This window comes from Actinomadura sediminis (assembly GCF_042675525.1).
Classification (GTDB): Bacteria; Actinomycetota; Actinomycetes; order Streptosporangiales; family Streptosporangiaceae; genus Spirillospora; species Spirillospora sediminis.
Genome location: NZ_JBHTJA010000253.1, coordinates 1 through 1,035, shown reverse-complemented (window position 1 = coordinate 1,035; position 1,035 = coordinate 1). Strand labels below are relative to the sequence as shown.

Genomic DNA, 1,035 nt, shown 5'->3' with positions numbered 1-1,035 from the left:
CCTGCCTTGAACAGCAGGCCCGCGAGCAGGAGCACCACGCCGACCATGACCGGGCCCTCCGGTGCCGAGCCGAGTTCCGTGCGCAGCACCTCGTAGGCCGTCCCGCGGCCGAGCCCGTAAAGGAGCGTGACGCCGACGAGCATGAGGATGCCGAGGAATGCGCCCATGAGGAAGTACTTGAGCGCCGCCTCGGTGCCGTGTGCGTCCTTCCCGAAGCCGGCGAGGGCGTACCCCGGGATGCTGGCGAGCAGGTACGCGGCGACCAGCACCAGGAGGTCCGACGCCGCTCCGAGCGTGATCGTGCCGAGCGCGGCCAGCAGGACGAGAACGTAGAACTCGCTCTCCCTGCGGTGGCCGCGCATCGGGCCAACCGCGAGGGCGAGCACCAGCAGCGCCGACGCGAGCACGACGATCCGCGTCACGTGCGTGGCGGGGTCGAGCACGAAGGCGCCGAACGTCACCGTGTCCGCGCGCCGGGCGGCGAAGGCCGCGGAGACGAGCCCGGCGGTCAGCACGGCCGCGCACAGGACCGCGACGATCCACTGGCGGGCCCGCGGCAGGAACGACCCGGTCAGGATGCCGACCACGACGCCGCCGAGCAGGCACAGCTCCGGCAGGAGGTCCGCCGGGTTCTCCCTCATCATCGCGCCACCAGGGAGACCACGACGGCCGAGAACGGTTCGATGACGTCCAGCAGGAACCGGGGCGCCACGCCGATGAGCACCGACAGCGCCAGCAGCGGCGCGATCGCGGCGATCTCGCTTCGGCGGGCGTCGACGACCTGTGCGGTGAGCTCACCGGGTCCGCCGAGGACGGTTCGGTGCAGCAGGCGCAGGAACAGCGCCGCCGTGATGAGGATGCCGAGGATCGCCAGGGCGCCGACCACGACGATCGCGGAGCCGCCGCTGCCGATCACCCCCGTGAAGATCTGGAACTCGGCGATGAAACCCGAGAGGCCGGGCAGTCCGAGGGAGGCGAACGCGCCGAGGGCCACGAGTCCGGAGAAGATCGGGGCCACCGCGGCGGTGCCGCCGA

1 protein-coding gene and 1 pseudogene are annotated in these 1,035 nt (G+C 72.1%); both read right to left on the bottom strand.

The annotated features are described in order from the left end of the window. On the bottom strand, positions 1-644 hold a 644-nt coding region (locus ACFQ11_RS37745), incomplete at its 3' end, for a proton-conducting transporter transmembrane domain-containing protein (protein WP_378307754.1). Continuing rightward, positions 641-1,035 (bottom strand): annotated as a pseudogene (locus ACFQ11_RS37740) (NADH-quinone oxidoreductase subunit M); the annotation flags it as partial. The gene ACFQ11_RS37745 and the pseudogene ACFQ11_RS37740, both read right to left, overlap by 4 nt.